A 19,034-nucleotide genomic window follows, 5' to 3' on the forward strand; every position below is an offset into this window, starting at 1 on the left:
TCTTTCAACAAAAAGAACCTAAAAATTCCATAATTTAGCCTTTTAAACTTTTCATATATCTTGAGGTATTTTATTGAGCTTTCATATTTGGGTAAAAACTATCATGGATGGCAAATACAGCCGCATGCAACATCAGTTCAGGAAGAAATAAGCAAAGCAATTAGCACTATTCTTCGTAAAGAAATAGCTATTACTGGTGCAGGTAGAACAGATGCAGGTGTACATGCTTCTCAAATGTTTGCTCATTTTGATACAGACACTCCAATAAATGAACATTTTACCTATAAATTAAATGCTATCTTGCCAAATGATATTGTTATTTACAATACCACATTAGTTGACAATGAAGCACATACTCGATTTGATGCAATAAGTAGAAGTTATGAGTATAAAATAATTTTGGGACGAAATCCTTTTTTGTTAGATACCACTTGGCAATTAAATTACAAAAATTTGGATGTACCCTTAATGAATAAGGCTGCTGAGATTTTATACGAATACGAAGATTTCGAATGCTTTTCAAAGGTTAAAACTGATGTGTATACATTTAATTGTAACGTAACCCATGCTAAATGGGAACTGGTTAACAATGAGCTAACTTTTTACATTTCAGCAAATCGATTTCTACGAAACATGGTACGCGCCATTGTGGGAACCTTATTAAATGTTGGCTTAGGTAAAACCAGTTTAGAAGAATTTAAACAGATTATAGAAAGTAAAAACCGAAGCAATGCTGGAGTTTCAGTTCCGGCAAAAGGTTTATTTTTAACAAAAGTAGCATATACATATATATAGTGAGTAAATCTACAGGAAACGCATTTGACATTAAAGTTTTCGCAAGACTAATGGGTTTTGCAAAACGATACCGTACACGATTTTTAATAGCTGTATTTTCAACCATATTATTGGCAGCAGTAGCTACTGCTAGCCCGTATATACTTATACAAGCCATTGATGATTTTGTTGATAATCAAGATTTAACTCGTTTACTCTACTTTGCTACTTTAATGCTTGCCGTATTACTTTTACAAGTCTTACTACAGTTTACTTTCATATACTTTGCAAATTGGGTAGGACAACATGTAATTCGTGACATACGTACCAAAACCTTCGAAAAAATAACACAATTTAAAATGGGTTATTTTGACAATTCATCTGTAGGTAAATTGGTAACACGTGTCGTATCTGATATTGAAACCATTGCCAATTTTTTTACACAAGGTGTTTTTATGATAGTTAGCGATATCTTAAAAATGATTGTTGTTATAGGAGTTATGTTCTATTTGAATTGGAAATTAGCTTTAATTGCTTTGGCGGTATTACCTATTTTAATTTATGCAACTAAACTTTTTCAAATTGCTATCAAAGCAACCTTTCAAGATGTAAGAAACCAAGTTGCGAACTTAAATAGCTTTGTACAAGAACGAGTAACAGGAATGAAAATCGTTCAGCTTTTTCATAGAGAAGTTATCGAATACAAAAATTTTGTAGACATCAATGATAAACATAAAAAAGCTCACATTAAAACAGTTTGGTACTACTCTATCTTCTTTCCTATTGCAGAAATTTTATCTTCTATTGCTATTGGATTGATTGTTTGGTATGGCGGTTTGCAAGTTATTGAAGGAAAATCAATCACTATAGCTTCTATTATTGGTTTTATTCAAATGGCTCAAATGTTGTTTAGACCATTACGTCAAATCGCAGATAAATTCAACCAACTTCAAATGGGAATTGTTTCTGGTGAAAGAGTTTTTGAAGTACTAGATACGGAGAGCTCTATTGCTAAAGACGGAACAACTTCAACAGAACAACTTGAAGGAAATATTTCGTTTAACAATGTACACTTTAGCTATATTAAGGGTGAAGAAATTTTAAAAGGAATTTCTTTTGAAGTAATAAAAGGAGAAACCGTTGCGATTGTTGGAGCTACGGGAGCAGGAAAATCTACAATAATTAACTTAATCAACAGGTTTTATGAAATTGATGCAGGTACTATAAGTATCGACGGTATTCCGATACAAGAATATGACTTACCATCTTTAAGAAATAAAATAGCTGTTGTTTTACAAGATGTATTTTTATTTTCTGACACCATATTAAACAATATTACGCTAAAAGACGAGAATATCTCTTTAGAAGAAGTTCAAAAGGCAGCCAAACAAATTGGCATTCATGATTTTATTATGAGTTTGCCTAACAATTACTCTTACAATGTAAAAGAAAGAGGTGCAATGCTATCTTCTGGTCAACGTCAATTAATTGCATTTTTAAGAGCTTATGTAAGTAAGCCTCGTATTTTAATTTTAGACGAAGCTACTTCTTCTGTAGATACACATTCTGAACAAATGATTCAGTACGCAACAGATACTATTACCAAAAATCGCACTTCAATTGTTATTGCCCATAGACTAGCTACCATAAAAAAAGCAGATAAAATTATTGTCATGGATCAAGGGCAAATAGTAGAGTTAGGAACTCATAAAACACTGTTACAAAAGGAGAATGGATACTATAAAAACTTGTACGACAAACAATTTAGTTTAGAAAATGTTTCTAAATAATTTGTTAAAAAGTTTCAAAACAATACATTTGTGTAGAATCAATCTATTAAACTAAATATCATTAAACAATGAAAAAAGTAATTCTATCTGTATTAGTTGCTGGTTCGTTAGTAGCAACTTCATGTAAAAAAGAAAAAGAGGCGGCAAAAGATGCAACTCAAAATGTAACTGAAACTGTTGAGAAAGCTGCTGAGGCTGCTGAAGAAACTACTACTAAAGTTGTAGAAGAAGCTAAAGAAGCAGTTGATAAAACTGTTGAAGCTGTAGAATCTGCAATTGAAGGTGTTACTATTCCTCAGTTTGAAGATGCTAAAGTTGGAGAGTATTTACAATCTTATTCTCAATATGCTAAAGATTATATTGAAGCTAAAGGTGATGTAGTTAAAAACGCTGACTTAGCTAAAAAAGGAGTTGAATTAGCTGCAAAAGGTAAAGAAATTATGGCTTCTTTAGATGCTGAAACTGCAAAGAAGTTTAACAGTACATTAGCTGCCATTCAATCAAAAATGGCTCCAGCTAAATAAGCTGTATTAAATAAAACTAAAAAGGCTCTCAATTAAATTGGGAGCCTTTTTTATGTTGTTAAATCTTTCTGTAACTTCTTACTTAATTCTTCTATACTTTTAAATAGCACAAATTCTCCATCCTTTATATAAGAAACCTCTCCTGTTTCTTCAGAAACAATCAAACAAACTGCATCAGTTCTTTCTGTTACCCCAAAAGCAGCTCTATGCCTTAGTCCAAATCGTGCTGGTATCAATGTACTTTCTGAAACAGGTAAAATAACTCTTGTTGCCACCACTTGATTGTCTCTTATAATTGTTGCTCCATCATGAAGAGGACTGTTTTTAAAAAAAATACTTTCCAGTAAAACTGGTGTAACCAATGCACTCATTTTATCACCAGTATTGGCAATAAAATCTAAATTATTTGTTCTTTCAATTACGATTAATGCTCCCGTTTTTGTTCTTGCTAAACTTGTACATGCCTTTAAAATTGCATCTGTATCTATTTCTGCATTTATTTCAGATTGTAAAAACTTAATCTGATTTAGAAAACTTCGTTTCGAATTAAAATTTGTTGTTCCTATCATTAATAGGAATTTTCTTATTTCTTGTTGAAAAACTATAATTAACGCAATCACTCCCCCAGATAATAAATATCCTAAAATACCACTCAACATTTCCATATGTAATGCCTGAGTAATTTTCCATATTAAAAAGATTAATGCAATCCCAATAACAATATTTATAGCTACGGTTCCTTTTAAAAGTTTATAAATATAATATAGTAAAACAGCCACTAGTATTATATCTAGAATATCAAGAATTGAGAAATTGATAAAGTCTAAATTCATTTATCTTAATTGATTTAAGTAAATATAGGTGATTTATAATCTATTTACAATTTTAACTGCTTCAACAGCTTCTTTTACATCATGCACTCTTAAAATATTTGTTCCATTTAATAAAGCTACTGTATTCGCTACAGTTGTTGCATTTAAAGCTTCTTTAGGTAAAATATCTAATGTTTTGTAAAGCATAGATTTCCTAGAAACCCCCGTTAAAATTGGAAGTTCTAATTCTTTAAAAAATGACAACTTACTGAGTAACTCAAAATTATGTTCCATTGTTTTTCCAAAACCAAAACCAACATCTATAATAACATCATTTACCTTTAATTCTTTCAATTGCTGAAGCTGTGCAGCAAAAAACGAAATCACTTCGGTTACTATATTTTTATACATTGGATTTACTTGCATATTTTGTGGAGTTCCTTGCATATGCATCATAATGTATGGAACTTGAAGTTTAGCTATTGTTACAAACATATCTTCATCCATTTTTCCTCCAGAAATATCATTTACTATACTCCCACCAGCATTAATTGCCTCATTGGCAACCGTACTTCTAAATGTATCAATAGAAATTAGCACCTCTGGAAACTCTCTAACGATTGATGTTATAATAGGTATCACCCTAGTTAGCTCTTCACTTTCTGAAATGTGCTTAGCTCCAGGTCTAGAAGAATACCCTCCTATATCAATAAATGTAGCACCATCGTTCAACATTTTCTCAACTTGACTCAGAACAGCTTGTTCATTTGAATATTTTCCTCCATCAAAAAAAGAATCTGGAGTAACATTCAATATTCCCATTACTTTAGGAGTGGATAATTCAATCAGTTTTCCTCTGCAATTAATCGTCATTCTTTAATTTTTAATTACGATTTTATAAATTCTTTGGTAAAAATAATCGAAAACCTATTTGATTTGCTATTTTTACGTGATTATTTGAGAAAACAAACATGCAGAATACTTCAAAACAATATGATACGGTAATTAATGGATGCCGTAGTTTATTTGTTAATAAGATGAGTGACTATGGTAGCGCTTGGCGAATTTTAAGACTACCTTCTTTAACCGATCAAATTTTTATTAAAGCCCAACGCATACGTCAATTGCAAGAAAACGCAACACGTAAAGTTGATGAAGGTGAAAAATCTGAATTTATTGGTATCATCAATTATTCTGTAATGGCTTTAATTCAACTAGAATTAGGCGTTGTAGAACAACCTGACTTGTCTACAGAACAAGCAACAGAGTTGTATGATACTCATATTAAAATCACCAAAGAACTTATGGAGAACAAAAACCATGACTATGGTGAAGCTTGGAGAGATATGAGAATTTCTTCTTTAACCGATTTAATTTTGCAAAAATTATTGCGAGTTAAACAAATAGAAGATAATAAAGGAAAAACCTTAGTTTCTGAAGGTATTGATGCCAATTATCAGGATATGATTAATTATGCTGTTTTTGCATTAATTCATTTTTCAGAAGCTGAAACTCAATAATAATAAATACCCCTAACTATGATTTTAAAATTATTAACTCACATTTCAAGAGTATTAGTAGGACTATTATTCATTTATTCTGGATTTGTAAAACTAGTAGACCCTATAGGTTCTCAATATAAATTTGAAGAATATTTTAGTGCCGATGTTTTAAACCTAGAATTTTTAATTCCTCTTGCACTTCCGTTCGCTATTTTATTAATTGTATTGGAATTAGTTTTAGGAGTTATGCTTTTAGTAGGCTACAAACCAAAGTTAACTGTTTGGAGCTTGTTTGGACTTAACTTGATATTCTTATTTCTTACTTGGTATTCATATACCTATAACAAAGTAACGGATTGTGGTTGTTTTGGAGATGCCATTAAATTAACTCCAAAAGAAACTTTCTATAAAAATGTGATTTTCATGATTTTTATAGGGATTCTAATTGCAGGAATAAAATATATTAAACCTTTGGTATCTGAGAAGTTATCTTCTATTGCTACTTATGCATCTGTTTTCTTTTCTTTAGTAATTGCGTACTATGTATTAAATCATTTACCAATTATTGATTTTAGAGCCTACTCTATCGGAACTAACATTGAACAAGGAATGCAATATCAAGATGATAGTGATGAAGCTCCTCCAATTCACGATTTCGAAATTGGTACAGTTGATGGAGATAAACTAGAAGAAATGTTATCAAAAGATAAAGCAATGATGATTTTGATGACAACCGTTGAGAAGGTTAATAAAGAAGGTTTACATGAAGTATCTAAAGCTGCTGCAAAAGCAAAGAGTTTAGGGTATGAAATTTATGTATTAACTTCAGATATGATGATGGCAGATGTTATTTATGAGGAAAATTTTGATGGTCTAAATGCCTTTATAAAAGAATACAATTTACCATACACTTTTGGTAGTTGTGATGAAAAGGCTATCAAAACTGCTATTAGAGCAAATCCAGGTATTATTACTGTTGAAAAAGGAGATATAGTTGGTAAATGGAATTGGAATGATGCTAATGATGCTGAGCTAAAATAGTATATAAACACACCAATAAAAAGAGGAGTTGCAATGTGCAACTCCTCTTTTTTTAAATATACTTAAAAACATAATACTCTAAAAATGAGTATCTTTATATCATAACTAAAACTTTATACACAAATGAAAATCTTGAAGTACATTCTACTATTGCTACTTGTATTAATTGTTTTAGGTCTTATTTATGTAGGAACCTATGACGGAAAATATGATGTAAAAAGAAGTAAAGTTATCAAAGCACCTATTGCACATGCTTTTAACACAGTAAACGATTTAAAAACATGGGAAAAATGGGGGCCATGGCACGATGAAGACTCAACAATTGTAGTTACTTACGGAGAAAATACTGTAGGAGTTGGCGCTAGCAGTAGTTGGACCAGTAAAGACGGACCAGGAAGTATGAAAACCATTGCCATAGAACCTAATAAAGCTATTCAACAAGAAATATCATTTATGGATAATGATCCAGGGGGTATTTATTGGAATTTTGAAGAAGTTGAAGGCGGAACAAAAGTTACTTGGGGAATGACTGCTGAAAAATCTCCATTCATGTTTAAAGCCATTGCAGCTATGGTTGGCGGTTGGGATAACATGTTAGGCCCAATGGAAGAAAAAGGTTTAGATAATTTAGAAAGAGTTACTGTAGCAAGTATTCCCGAGGCTCCAAAGTTTTCTTTAGGAAATGTAAGCACTACCGATGTGGGTGGTAAAGTATTTATAGGTTACCCACATAAAGTAAAAATCGACCATGAAAACATGACTAAATTATTTATGCAAGATATGCCTAAAGCAGGTATACATGCAGCTAAAGCAGGTTTAAAACTAGGAGACTATACTCCTGGAGCTGTTTTTTCTAAATATGATGAAACTACCAATGAAACTGAGTTTTATATAGGCTTATTATTAAATACTAAATTAGCTCCTGCTGAAGGAATGCAAGTAATTAATTTACCTAAAGGTAAAGCAGTTACTATTTCTAAATTTGGTAATTATGGTGTTGGTGATCAAGAAGCTCATGTAGCCATAGATAACTATATTATTGCCAATGAACTTGAAAGAACATGGCCAATATGGGAACTTTATGTCAATGATCCTAGTAAAGTAAGTCCAGATAAAATTCAAACAGATATATACTATCCTTTAAAATAAAGTATATAAAAAAAGCCTTAAACATATGTTTAAGGCTTTTTTATCTAACCAAACTTAGTATAAAAACTAACTACTACTATTTTTATATTGTATTTACAATTATTTCTTGTTTCTACTATTATGACACATTGTTTTTAAAAAAGTCACTTTTAAAATGAAAAAGACTCTAAAAAAATATCTAGAGTCTTTTTGTCTAACCAAACTTAGTATAAAAACTAACTACTACTATTTTAAAACTACTATTCTTTCTTTTTATAGAGGAAACCTCTCTTTTCAGACATCTGTAATAGACAAATAAGGGGTAAAGCCCTACTCAGAGAAGTTTTAAGGGTAACTATATATTAAAAAAATTATCTTCTATTTTAATGAACTTAACAAAACACTTTTTCTGTTTCGTTTTCATAGATTAAGACCCATCTTTTTTTTAAAAGTCACTTAATAACAAAAAAAAATCTCAAAATTTTATTTTGAGATTTTTTAATACAAATATTTTCGTAAAACTACACGATGTTCTGGAATCGATTTGTCGTAGTTTCTTATCAATAATTCCAGTATTTCTGGGGGTTTAATTCCAATATCTTTTTGAGAAGTATATCGAGACACATATAAATTATACGTCTCTTTTTCTTTTTCAAAAATTAAGAAATGTTGTTCATTTAACACGGAATAACAAATTTCATCTCCTGAAAAGGTTTCTGATGTGTCTTTTAAAAAATCAGAAAATTCATAATACTTAAAAACGTTTTCCATCTTATACTATTTCAGCAGATAAGCCTAACTGAAGTAATTTTGAACAACGAGGTTCTAAGTCATTATATTCGCCCGTTTTAACCGTGCATTTACCTTTATAATGAACCAATACGGTACATTGTTCTGCCTGCTCTAATGTATGATCACACACACTAACTAAACTATCAATAACAAAATCGAACGTATTTACATCATCATTATATAAAACGATTTCATGCTTTTGTGTTTCCTGAAACAAAACATCTAACTCCTCTTGAATTTTTTCTATTGTACTCATTTTGTTTTATTTTTTGTAACGTAAAGCTACCCAGTTGTTTCTATAAATAGTTTTTTGCAAAGATAAATTATATTTCGATACCTCTTTATCTATCAAAGGAATATCCTCTTTGTAAAACCCACTTAGTAACAACTCTCCGTTATCTAACAAACAATTCGTATACGTTTCCATATCCTGAAGCAAAATATTCCTATTAATATTAGCAATAATTACATCGTATTTTTTATCCTTTAATAAGGTTGCATCACCTTCATAAACAGAAATATTTTTACAATTATTTCTTTCAGCATTTTCTACAGAATTTTCATAGCACCATGCATCAATGTCAATTGCGTCAATAGGCTTTGCTCCTTTCATTTCAGCAAAAATTGCTAAAATTCCAGTTCCGCATCCCATATCCAATACTTTTTTGTCTTTTACTTCTAAATCGAGCAAATGTTGTAACATCATGTGTGTTGTTTCATGATGACCTGTTCCAAAACTCATTTTAGGTTCAATAACTATATCATAAGCTAAATTAGGGTTTGCATGAAACGGAGCCCTTACACTTACTTTATCATCTACCTGAATAGGATTAAAATTTTTCTCCCATTCTGCGTTCCAATTTGTTTGTGCTATTTCTTTGTGAGAATGCTCAATATGAAACTCTGAAGATGACAACACAAATAGGTTTTCTAAAATAGTTTCATTCCATTCAATTTTTTGAATATACGCTACAACTCCATTATCATTCTCTACAAAACTCTCAAAACCTACGCTTCCTAATTCAGCAATTAAGATCTCTGTAGCTGGTTCTTTTGGAGTTACTGTAAAATCGTATTCAATGTAAATATTATCCATTAATATTTTCTTTTCTTCTTTGTTCTTTAATAAATTCTACACCACAAGAAAGTTTTTTTGCCAAGGGTGTTTTGGGGTCTACAACTCGCCAAAAGGGAGTTATATTATTCGTAGTTTTTCCTTTTACTAAAGATTCTAAAGCTACTTCAGCTACTATTCTTAAAAAAATACTTGTAGTTACTGGACATGAATTTTCAGCAAAATGTTCAATTGCAATATCCTTACGCATTACTTTTATATCAACCGAAGTTCCTTTAGGAATCTCATTAACATAGTTATCTATAATTTTCGGAGTCGCAATAAACATTTTAGTGCCTTCTTCTAAATCAGCAAAGCGCTTATCGATCACCTTAACAACAGGTGGTTTCGTCGAATTATATTTTTCTAACCATGTCTTAGGCATTTAAATTGCCTTTACTATTTCTATAAAATCATTCACTTTTAAAGATGCTCCACCAATTAAACCTCCATCTACATCAGGCTTAGAAAATATCTCTTCTGCATTTGCAGGCTTAACACTTCCTCCATATAAAATAGAAGTTGCTTCTCCAATCTCATCTCCATATTCGTCTTTCAGTAAACTTCTAATAAACTTATGCATTTCTTGTGCTTGATCTGGAGTAGCAGTTTCTCCTGTACCTATAGCCCAAACGGGTTCATATGCCAAAACGATCTTTGAAAAACTATTCCCTTCTAAATGGAACAATGCATTTTTAATTTGGTTTTCAACCACTTCAAAATGCTGGTTGTTTTTTCTATCTTCTAATTGCTCTCCAAAGCAGAAAATAGCTTCCATCCCTTTTCCTAAAACGGCGTCAACCTTTTTAGCTAATAATGTATCTGTTTCATTAAAATAAGTTCTTCTTTCAGAATGACCAACAATTACAGAGTTCACTTCAATATCACTTAACATATCCACAGAGACCTCTCCTGTAAACGCACCACTCTTTTCATGAGATACATTTTGTGCTGCAACTTCAATCGCAGACTTTTTTGTTCTATTAACAGCAGATCTTAAATTTACGAAACTTGGAGCTATAATCACTCTTGTATCTTCGTCTAATTTTACCTTTTTTAATTCTTTTTTTAAACCTTTTATTAATGACTTCGCTTCACCTAGGTTTTTATTCATCTTCCAGTTACCTGCAACTATCTTGGTTCTCACTAAAATATATTTCTTTTTATTGTTCTTTTAAAGCTTCTGCTAATCTAGGGTCTGTAGATTCAGACACATTTGATATAGAAGCTATACCTAATTCATTTAATACTGTATAGTAAGGAATATCTTCTATTCCTAAACTTTTAGCAAACCCTCCTTTTAAAGCAGAAGGCAAATAGTAATGATCTCCTTCAATATTAAAGAAACGATCTATACCATTTTTCCATTGTGGAATTGTTTTATCTATAGATAAAAAGACAAATACCACATCTGGGTTTTCTTCTTTCAATTTTTTAACTTGAGGAATGCCCGATATACATTCTGCACACCACGATGCACAAACCTCAAACATAACCTTTTTTCCTTTATACTTTGCTAGAATTTCCTGAAATGTTATTGGACTTTCATCAATTGTTAAAAACTTTTCATTTAGAGCTTCTTCTGGAAAAGCCGTTGGTTTTTCTGTATTACACGAAACCATAAAAACGAACAATAAAAGTAATGTTATTCTACTCATAATAAACAGTTTAAAATTATTGGTTAGTATAGCTAATGTACGTTATTTTTTTAAGTTTTGTCTAATTAATTGATCTGTAGGTTTTGTTGCTTTGAATAACTGAATTGCTCCTTCTTTATTTACTATCAAGTATCTTGGTATCCAGTTTAAATTTAAAAAATCTCCAAAATCTCCCTTCCAACCTGATTTCATAAAATAATGTTCTCCTTCTAATGCTAGTCGTTCAATACCATTTTTCCAACTTTCAACATCTCTATCTAAAGATAAATGCAAAAACACCACTTCTGAAAATTCATTCTTCAATTTTTTCTCTTCTGGTATTGCTTCTATACAATCACCGCACCAAGATGCCCATACATTAATTAATACCGTCTTCCCTTTGTAACTCTCTATAACATCTTTAAACTGAATAGATTTTCCTTCTAAATTCAAAAAAGTATCTCTCAGTGCTTTTTCTGAAAATGATGTTGGAGTTTCAAATGTACATCCTAGACAAAACAATATTATCAGAATTAAAAAAAGTACATTTTTCATGATTATTTTATTTTCTGCTGAATAGTTTCTGTCAGCTTAGACGTTTTAAAAACCAAAATATTACCAGCTTTATCAACCACCAAAAATCTAGGAATCGTTTTTAACTTTAAAAATTGTCCGAGTGCCCCCTTTCCTTTTTTAGGAATATAATAATGATCTCCTTTTACTTTTAAAGACTCAAGGCCTCTTTTCCAGTCATGATAACTATGATCTACAGATAAGAAAATATAATCTACATCTTTATGCTTCTGTTGAAATTTTACTACATCATCAAAGCTATCTTGACTAATTGGACAATAGCTTGCATACACTTGAATAAATTTCTTTCTCCCCGTATTATCTGCAAGTATATCTTTTAACAAAATATCTTCTCTGTCAACCGTTTGTAAGTTTTCATTCAACGCATTTTCGCTAAAATTCTTAGGTTGAAAAACTGTACAGCTTGTAAATAAACAAACCATTAATAAAATTACTATTCTTTTCATTTTTATTGAAGTCTAATTCTAGGATCTAACCAACTGTAAATTACATCAACTAAAATATTTATAATAATAAACAACGTTGCTACAACCAAAACACTCCCCATTATAACTGGTAAATCAAGCGTATTTAAAGAATTCACAATTTCCTTCCCAAGTCCATTCCAGTTAAATATGTACTCAACAAAAACTGCTCCTGCAAGCATGGACGCAAACCATCCTGAAATTGCTGTTATCACCGGGTTTAAAGAATTCTTTAAAGCATGCTTTTGAATTACTTTAAACAAGGTTAAACCTTTAGCCTTTGCTGTACGGATATAATCTTGACTTAAAGTTTCTAACAATGAATTACGCATTAATTGTATTACTACTGCTAACGGACGGATTCCTAAAACTATTGCAGGTAATATTAAGTTTTTCCATTGCATATGAACTCCTTCACCAAAATTATCTACTTCATACAAACTTCCTGTCATTTCTAAACTTGTATACTTATGTAAAACAAATCCAAAAAACCAAGCAAATAAAATAGCAGAAAAAAATGAGGGTACACTCATTCCTAAGGTACTAATTACAGCAATAATTCTGTCAAAAACTGAATCTTTAAACAACGCAGAAAAAATTCCTAAAACAATCCCTAAGAACAGTGCTATGGTAATAGCAACAACCGCTAAAACGGCCGTATTTGGCAATGTTTCAGCAATCACTTCAGACACACTTTTTCCATTTTTTTGAAAAGACTCTCTTAAATACGGAAATTTAATAACCAAATCTAAATCTCCCAAAGTAAATAATCTTTGTGCACTATACTTTTCTTCAGACAAAAAAGTGTAATCGCTCTCATCTTTACTGTGTAAAGAAATAGGAGATACATCATTCAAATAATATAAATACTGTGTAAATACAGGCTTATCAAAACCATATTTCCTTCTAATATTTTGAAGTTGTTCTGTATCTTCTCTTTGGTCTAACATCATTCGTGCAGGATCACCAGGTAAAATATTAAACAGTAAAAAAATTACTGTTACCACTCCAAAAAGAGTTAAAAATCCATAAAAGACTTTGCTTAATATATACTGAAACATATACAACAAAGATAAAAGAAAGTGACAAAAAAGTGTACTTTTGCATAACTTTTACAACAACAAATGACAACACAACAACTAGTTAACGAAATAAGAAAAAAGAAATCGTTTTTATGCATCGGATTAGATGTGGACTTAAACAAAATCCCACAACACCTATTGCAAGAGGAAGATCCTATTTTTTCTTTTAATAAGGCCATTATTGATGCTACTCATCACTTATGTGTAGCCTACAAACCAAACACAGCTTTTTATGAAGCATATGGGATTAAAGGGTGGAAGTCTTTAGAAAAGACAATTAATTATCTAAACGAAAAGCATCCTGAAATATTTACTATTGCTGATGCAAAACGTGGAGATATTGGTAATACTTCCACCATGTATGCAAAAGCTTTTTTTGAAGACTTATCTTTTGATAGTGTTACTGTTGCTCCTTATATGGGAAAAGATTCTGTTGAACCTTTTTTAGCTTTCGAAGATAAACATACTATTATGTTAGCCTTAACATCAAACCAAGGTGCATTTGACTTCCAAACATTAACTGTAAATAACCAAGAACTATATAAAGAAGTTTTAAAAACTTCAAAAACTTGGAACAACTCTGAAAACTTAATGTATGTTGTGGGAGCAACTAAAGCAGAATATCTTGCTGAGATTAGACAAATCATTCCTAATAACTTTTTATTAGTTCCTGGTGTTGGCGCTCAGGGAGGCAGCTTAACTGAAGTATGTAAATATGGTATGAATGATACTATTGGACTTCTTATCAATTCTTCTCGAGGAATTATTTATGCCTCAACAAAAGAAGATTTCGCCAAAGCAGCTGCTCATAAAGCGGAAGAATTACAAAAACAAATGCAAGCAATTTTATAAAAGAAAAAATCGAGTAAGTTAACTTACTCGATTTTTTTATGAAAAACAATTACATCATTAAATAATAATGATGCAATTGCTATTTTTTATTTTACCTAGTTTTGATCACTTGGTGTAATATTTGGATTGGCATCGATTTCAGCTTGTGGAATCTTGAAAATCCAGTCATTGTTTGTTGATGGCTTATCAACTTGGAAAGCACTTTGATAAAGTACAGCAGAAGCACCAGAACCACCATTAGCTGCATGGTCAATTCCTTCATCCCATCTGATCTTATCTGTATATCCAAATCCTTCTCCCCATAACTCTAAACGTCTTTGGAACTTAATTTGATCCATTAAGCTAGCTTGAGAATTAAATACTGTTACATCAAAAGCACTATCTCTCTCTTCTCCAAGAGGTCTTAATGCAGCTTGAGCACCAGGTACATCATTCATCATAGCCTTTGCTTCAGCTTCGATTAAGTACATTTCAGAAGTACGCATGTAAATAACATCATCTGGATCAATAGACCCCGGATTCTTGTTCTTTAATTTGAAGTGCATATATGGGTGTTGGTTAAATCTTGTAGTAATACCATATGTAGCATTGATTTCAGCACGTCTTGCATTGAAAGCCGCTAAACTAGTATAATTAGGATCATTACCAAAACCTCCTTGACCATTAGCTGCTGAAGTATTTGTATTTGGTGCATCAATAATGAATACATCCTTTCTATAATCAGTAGCAGGAATTGCGTCTACTAATCTTTTATCTGCAATCTTTGGATTGTTTCTAATTTGACTTCCGTTAAAAGTGTTACTAGCTAAGTAGAAATAAGAACGGAAGAAAGTAGTTTCTGCAGCAATTACATTACTACCCCAAATAACTTCTGATAAATCATTTGTGTTAAATCCAGATTTCCAAGCAGCTTCATCCATTAATGGGAAACCTTGTCTTGCTAAAACAGCTTCAGAAGCCGCAGTAGCCCAATCTCCTTTAGATAATGCCCATCTTGCTTTTAAACCATGTGCTACATTAACATTTAATTGAGACTTGTGCTTAGCTGCACCAGTTGGTCTTGGAGTTGCAGATGCAAAAGCAGTAATTGCAGCATCAAGATCAGCACCAATTTGAGTATACACCTCTTCTACAGTAGCTCTAGGCCCAGTAGTTTGTGGCTTTAAAATAATTGGTACACCTGGATCTGTTGATGGGTTTCCAATTAAATAACCTTTAGCATAATGCTGGACTAATGATAATAAAGCATAAGCTCTATATGTATAAGCTTGTCCTTCAACAGCACGTAAATCAGGAGTTGCAGCTAAACTACCTTCATTAACTTTTTCAATGATATAGTTTGCATGTAAAATTGTGTTATAACGGTGATACCAAAGAATTTCATTTGTTAATGAAGTTGGTAACGTATGAGAGTTCCATTGCATCTCATCTCTCCATCCTAAGTTATTCGCACTTGCAGAGTGGATTAAATATCCCGCTAAATTATCTCCTAATGGCACCCAGTAGTGATTTCCAGCTCTTGCTGTATTACCTCCAGGGAAAACCGTTTGTGATTGTGAATATAAAGTTCTGTGTACTCCATTTAATACTTTTTGCATATCCTCTACTGAAGATAACGCAATGGCTGGAGTAACCGCATCCGTCGGTGTAGTTTCTAAAAAGTCTTCTTTACAAGAGGCAAAGGAAGCAATAAAAACTACAATTAGTAATATTTTTATTTTATCTAACATAATTTGTTTGTTTTATCTTATTAAAATGAAACATTTAATCCTACAGAAATAATTCTTGCTGGGTTAAAGTCATTACCTGCTGGAGTACCAGCTAAGTTATATTGTGGATCTAAACCTTTTCTCTTAGACTTTAAGTATAAGTTCTCACCAGTAAGAGATACTCTTAAGTTATCAACTCCATACTTTTCTAATAATTTTTGATCAAACTCGTAACCAATACTTACGTTCTTTAATGCCCAGAAAGAAGCATCTGTTAAGAATCTATCAGAGTTAGCAACTACTAAATCAGTATTACCATTTTCTAATCTAGGAACATTAGTAATATCTCCTGGTTGTCTCCAAGCATTTAATAAATCTGGGTGAACAGCACGTCCGAAAGTTCCACTATGCATCATTGCAGAGTATCCACGATCTAAAATACTACCTCCGATACCATAGTTAATTAAGAAATCTAAAGTAATTCCTTTATAGCTTAAGCTATTAGAAATAGATCCTAATAAATCTGGAATTGAAGAATCTCCTGTATATGCTCTCTCAGTATCTTGCCAATCGTTAGTAGTTTCAATGTTTCCATTTGCATCTCTAACTGGTACACTTTCTCCTGTAGCAGCATCAATTTCGTACTTATAGAATAACTGATCTCCATTATCTGGATCTACACCAGCAGTTCTAAATAAGAAGAAGTCAAATCTAGATCTTCCTTCAGCCCATCTTTTAGAACCATTGATAAATGGAGTTGGGATAAAAGTAATTTCATTTTTAAGAGTAGACGCTTGTAAAGTAACATCCCATTTGAAATCATCTTTCTTGAATAAGTGTCCTGTTAAAGCAACTTCCCATCCAGAGTTAAACATGTCTCCAATGTTATCTGGCTGTACATTAATACCAATACTTGCAGGAATTGGCACATCAAATAATAAGTCAGAAGAATTACGCTTATAGTATTCTATAGACCCATCTAATAATCTATCAAATAATGTAAACTCAGCAGCAACATCGAAGTTTTCAATTGTTTCCCACTTTAAATTTAAGTTTCCTAAATCAGATAATACGAAAGCTCCATCAGCAGCATTTGAATTAAGTCCGAATCTTGCTTGGTATAAGAAGAAGTCTCCTAAATCATCGTTTCCAACCTCTCCCCAAGAAGCTCTAATCTTAAGTTTATCAATAAATGATACATTTTCCATAAACTTCTCTTCGTGTACATTCCAAGAAGCACCTACAGAGTAGAAGTTACCCCATCTAGAGTCTGGTCCGAATACAGAAGAAGCATCACGTCTGAAAGAAGCACTTAAGTAGTACTTTCCATCGAAGTTATAGTTTAATCTTGAGAAATATCCCTCAACAGATTTTTCGCTAGAAGAACCTCCTAAATCAACAATATTTGAAAAGTTTTCAAATTCGAAAATTCCAGCAGTAGATTGTACTGTAGCTAATCCGTTGTTTCCTGAGAATTTCCAGTTAAAACTTTCGTGTCCTAATGTTAATTCTACATTGTGCTTACCAAAATCTTTGTTATATGTTAAGATTTGAGTGAAGTTTTGAATATCTCTTCTAAATCTTTCTTCACTATATCTACCATCTGGCTGTGCATCACCAATAATAGCGTTTTCATACTCTTTTTCGATTCCTTCATTGATATCTCTACCATAGTTTAATCTGAAACGTAAACCTTCCATGATTTTGAAATCTCCAAAGAATCTAAATCCGTACGTATTATCTCTATCTCTTTCATCATTTAATAAAAGTTCTTGTAATGCGTGACGTCCTTGGTTTGTAGGTCTAGATCCAATATTATATTGTGCAAATCCTTCTCCACTATCAAAAACTGGGTTACCAGCAGCATCTCTTACGATATTACCATTTTGATCATTTACATATACTGGATAAATAGATCCAAGACCTTGTGCAAATCCAAATGGGTTTACAATACTGTTAGCACCAGCAGAACTTGGTCCTACAGCTTCTGAAATAGTAACATTTGTACTACCTCCAATTTTGATGTTTTCATTTACATCGAAATCAGCGTTAATACGTGTAGTAAGTCTGTTGAATTTAGACTTTACAATATATCCTTCTTCGTCTAAGTAAGAAGCTGAGAAGAATACTCTATGCTTCTCTCCACCACCTGCAATATTAACATTGTAGTTAGTTCTAACTCCAGTACGCTCCATAGCATCAAACCAATTTAATGACTTGTAGATCACTTGAGCATTTGGGTTAATTTTACCGTCTGTTCCAACGATTTGATCATTAGGAACATTAAAAGGATTGTATCCTAACTGATTGTAAATATTTGCTGAAGCAAAACTAGCACTTCCTCCACCAGCTGCAGAGTTCTTTAAAGCCTCCCACATTACTTCGTAATATTGTCCTGGAGTAACTCTTTCATATAATGGATTTGCACGAGATACAATACCTCCTTGAACAGAAGCACTTACTTTAATATCTCCTCTTGTACCACTTTTAGTTGTAATAATTACAACTCCGTTTGCAGCTCTTGCTCCATAAAGAGATGTAGATGCTGCGTCTTTTAAAATAGTAAGAGATGCGATATCCTCTTGGTTAATGGTATTTAAAGCTCCTTCATACTGAATACCATCTACAATAAATAATGGATCAGAGCTACCATTTAATGTTCCAACCCCACGAATAACAATACTTGGTGAAGAACCTGGTTGTCCGTTTGTAGAAGTAAACTGTACCCCTGTTGCTCTACCTTCAATTGCAGCAATAGGAGAAGTTACATTACGTGTAGCAAGGTCTTCTGCTCCTACAACACTTGCAGAACCAGTAAAAGCCTCTTTTGTTGTAGTACCATATGCTACTACTACTACCTCGTCTAATAAGTTATCTTCTTCCATAACAACATTAATAGTTGAAGATAAACCTACTTTTCTTTCTACGGTTTTCATTCCTACGAAGCTAAAGACCAAAACATCTTCACTCTTAGCTTTAATAGAATACTTTCCATTAAAGTCCGTTTCGACTCCATTGCTCGTACCTTTAATAATTACATTCACTCCGGGTAACTCCCCAGATGCGTCACTAACAACCCCCGTAACGGTTCTTTCTTGCGCGAACATCGAGATGCTCATCAGCAGAAAAACTGCCAGTGACAAGTAGTTTTTTAAATTCATAAATTATAGTTTTAGTTTTTAGATTTTAGGGCTACTAAACCCTTAATTAAATTTAAAA

General features: G+C 32.0%; 20 protein-coding genes. 7 read left to right on the plus strand and 13 right to left on the minus strand.

Annotated elements, in window-relative coordinates; all coding sequences use genetic code 11:
• The first annotated feature begins 60 nt into the window (after positions 1 to 60).
• The 3 genes from truA to ABNT22_RS15165 all read left to right on the plus strand — a co-directional run bounded on the left by truA (position 61) and on the right by ABNT22_RS15165 (position 3,088).
• Positions 61 to 795 (plus strand): tRNA pseudouridine(38-40) synthase TruA, encoded by a 735-nt coding sequence (truA, locus tag ABNT22_RS15155; RefSeq protein ID WP_348717830.1) that lies wholly within the window; start codon positions 61 to 63, stop codon positions 793 to 795.
• Positions 795 to 2,564, plus strand: a complete 1,770-nt coding sequence (locus tag ABNT22_RS15160) for an ABC transporter ATP-binding protein (protein ID WP_348717829.1) — start codon at positions 795 to 797, stop codon at positions 2,562 to 2,564. Before truA ends, ABNT22_RS15160 begins: the two co-directional genes overlap by 1 nt.
• A gap of 68 nt (positions 2,565 to 2,632) precedes the next feature.
• Positions 2,633 to 3,088: a hypothetical protein gene (locus ABNT22_RS15165; protein ID WP_348717828.1), complete on the plus strand. Its 456-nt coding sequence runs from the start codon at positions 2,633 to 2,635 to the stop codon at positions 3,086 to 3,088.
• A 50-nt stretch (positions 3,089 to 3,138) separates the two neighbouring features.
• Here ABNT22_RS15165 and cdaA read toward each other — a convergent pair whose 3' ends face one another.
• Entirely contained in the window at positions 3,139 to 3,921 is a 783-nt protein-coding gene (gene cdaA / locus ABNT22_RS15170; protein ID WP_348717827.1) for a diadenylate cyclase CdaA, read from the minus strand.
• Positions 3,922 to 3,954: 33 nt separating this feature from the next.
• Positions 3,955 to 4,773, minus strand: coding sequence for a dihydropteroate synthase (gene folP, locus ABNT22_RS15175; RefSeq protein ID WP_348717826.1), 819 nt, complete (start codon positions 4,771 to 4,773; stop codon positions 3,955 to 3,957).
• A 98-nt stretch (positions 4,774 to 4,871) separates the two neighbouring features.
• On the opposite strand from folP, the gene ABNT22_RS15180 reads away from it, so the two are divergent.
• The 3 genes from ABNT22_RS15180 (at position 4,872) to ABNT22_RS15190 (ending at position 7,592) form a co-directional block, all read left to right on the plus strand.
• Entirely contained in the window at positions 4,872 to 5,420 is a 549-nt protein-coding gene (locus tag ABNT22_RS15180; protein WP_348717825.1) for a DUF1599 domain-containing protein, read from the plus strand.
• A gap of 18 nt (positions 5,421 to 5,438) precedes the next feature.
• On the plus strand, positions 5,439 to 6,443 hold the full coding sequence (locus ABNT22_RS15185; protein WP_348717824.1) for a BT_3928 family protein: 1,005 nt from the start codon (positions 5,439 to 5,441) through the stop codon (positions 6,441 to 6,443).
• A gap of 123 nt (positions 6,444 to 6,566) precedes the next feature.
• On the plus strand, positions 6,567 to 7,592 hold the full coding sequence (locus ABNT22_RS15190) for an SRPBCC family protein (RefSeq protein WP_348717823.1): 1,026 nt from the start codon (positions 6,567 to 6,569) through the stop codon (positions 7,590 to 7,592).
• Between the two features lie 477 nt (positions 7,593 to 8,069).
• Here the strand turns inward: ABNT22_RS15190 and ABNT22_RS15195 are convergent, their stop codons facing one another.
• Genes ABNT22_RS15195 through ABNT22_RS15235 form a run of 9 tightly spaced genes read right to left on the minus strand, consistent with a single transcriptional unit; the run spans position 8,070 to position 13,233 of the window.
• Positions 8,070 to 8,342, minus strand: coding sequence for a hypothetical protein (locus tag ABNT22_RS15195; protein ID WP_348717822.1), 273 nt, complete (start codon positions 8,340 to 8,342; stop codon positions 8,070 to 8,072).
• 1 nt (position 8,343) lies between these two features.
• A complete protein-coding gene (locus ABNT22_RS15200) occupies positions 8,344 to 8,619 on the minus strand; it encodes an ATP-dependent Clp protease adaptor ClpS (protein WP_348717821.1) in 276 nt (91 codons plus the stop codon).
• Positions 8,620 to 8,625: 6 nt separating this feature from the next.
• Positions 8,626 to 9,459, minus strand: a complete 834-nt coding sequence (gene prmA, locus ABNT22_RS15205; protein ID WP_348717820.1) for a 50S ribosomal protein L11 methyltransferase — start codon at positions 9,457 to 9,459, stop codon at positions 8,626 to 8,628.
• Positions 9,452 to 9,862, minus strand: coding sequence for a hypothetical protein (locus tag ABNT22_RS15210; RefSeq protein ID WP_348717819.1), 411 nt, complete (start codon positions 9,860 to 9,862; stop codon positions 9,452 to 9,454). Before ABNT22_RS15210 ends, prmA begins: the two co-directional genes overlap by 8 nt.
• The gene (gene tpiA, locus ABNT22_RS15215; protein WP_348717818.1) at positions 9,863 to 10,624 is read right to left on the minus strand and encodes a triose-phosphate isomerase; all 762 of its coding nucleotides are present in this window, start codon (positions 10,622 to 10,624) and stop codon (positions 9,863 to 9,865) included.
• Between the two features lie 16 nt (positions 10,625 to 10,640).
• Positions 10,641 to 11,135 carry a TlpA family protein disulfide reductase gene (locus tag ABNT22_RS15220; RefSeq protein WP_348717817.1) on the minus strand — a complete coding sequence of 165 codons (495 nt, stop codon included), beginning with the start codon at positions 11,133 to 11,135 and terminating at the stop codon, positions 10,641 to 10,643.
• 42 nt (positions 11,136 to 11,177) lie between these two features.
• Positions 11,178 to 11,669: a TlpA disulfide reductase family protein gene (locus ABNT22_RS15225; protein ID WP_348717816.1), complete on the minus strand. Its 492-nt coding sequence runs from the start codon at positions 11,667 to 11,669 to the stop codon at positions 11,178 to 11,180.
• Between the two features lie 2 nt (positions 11,670 to 11,671).
• A complete protein-coding gene (locus ABNT22_RS15230) occupies positions 11,672 to 12,154 on the minus strand; it encodes a TlpA family protein disulfide reductase (protein ID WP_348717815.1) in 483 nt (160 codons plus the stop codon).
• Positions 12,155 to 12,156: 2 nt separating this feature from the next.
• Complete coding sequence (locus tag ABNT22_RS15235) at positions 12,157 to 13,233, minus strand: ABC transporter permease (protein ID WP_348717814.1); 1,077 nt, start codon at positions 13,231 to 13,233, stop codon at positions 12,157 to 12,159.
• Positions 13,234 to 13,296: 63 nt separating this feature from the next.
• On the opposite strand from ABNT22_RS15235, the gene pyrF reads away from it, so the two are divergent.
• Positions 13,297 to 14,106 (plus strand): orotidine-5'-phosphate decarboxylase, encoded by an 810-nt coding sequence (gene pyrF, locus ABNT22_RS15240; RefSeq protein WP_348717813.1) that lies wholly within the window; start codon positions 13,297 to 13,299, stop codon positions 14,104 to 14,106.
• A gap of 95 nt (positions 14,107 to 14,201) precedes the next feature.
• Here the strand turns inward: pyrF and ABNT22_RS15245 are convergent, their stop codons facing one another.
• Both ABNT22_RS15245 and ABNT22_RS15250 read right to left on the minus strand, forming a co-directional pair.
• The gene (locus tag ABNT22_RS15245; RefSeq protein ID WP_348717812.1) at positions 14,202 to 15,836 is read right to left on the minus strand and encodes a RagB/SusD family nutrient uptake outer membrane protein; all 1,635 of its coding nucleotides are present in this window, start codon (positions 15,834 to 15,836) and stop codon (positions 14,202 to 14,204) included.
• Between the two features lie 20 nt (positions 15,837 to 15,856).
• Positions 15,857 to 18,976, minus strand: coding sequence for a TonB-dependent receptor (locus ABNT22_RS15250; protein ID WP_348717811.1), 3,120 nt, complete (start codon positions 18,974 to 18,976; stop codon positions 15,857 to 15,859).
• Positions 18,977 to 19,034 lie beyond the last annotated feature (58 nt).

Origin of the sequence: Tenacibaculum sp. 190130A14a (assembly GCF_964048965.1) — a bacterium.
In the GTDB taxonomy this organism is placed as follows: Bacteria; Bacteroidota; Bacteroidia; order Flavobacteriales; family Flavobacteriaceae; genus Polaribacter; species Polaribacter polynesiense.